Below are 380 nucleotides of genomic sequence, written 5' to 3'. Positions count from 1 at the left end.
TCTCCAAGATGATCGACACGGTCTACCGTCATTGCGGCCAGAAGGACACGGTGATCTTCTGCGACCGCATCATGCAGCTTGGCTTTGCCCATGCATGCCGCGCCGGCATYTCGTTCGGCAAGGACGACATGGTCATCCCGAAGGACAAGTACACGATCGTCGACGAGACCGAAAACCTCGTCAAGGAATACGAGCAGCAGTACAATGACGGTCTGATCACCCAGGGCGAAAAGTACAACAAGGTTGTCGACGCCTGGGGCAAGGCGACTGAAAAGGTCGCCGAAAAGATGATGGAGCGTCTGAAGGCTGTCGAATTCCGCGAGGATGGTCGCCAGAAGCAGATGAACTCGATCTATATGATGAGCCACTCGGGTGCCCGC

General features: G+C 55.9%; 1 protein-coding gene. It reads left to right on the top strand.

The window, feature by feature from the left end; all coding sequences use genetic code 11:
* On the top strand, positions 1-380 hold a 380-nt coding region (locus AC1D0P_RS31700), incomplete at both ends, for a hypothetical protein (protein ID WP_477680349.1).

The sequence above is a fragment of the Polaromonas sp. P1_G2 genome, assembly GCF_056405515.1.
Note: the sequence above shows the minus strand (reverse complement) of the source record. Positions and strands in the feature narration are given on the sequence as shown.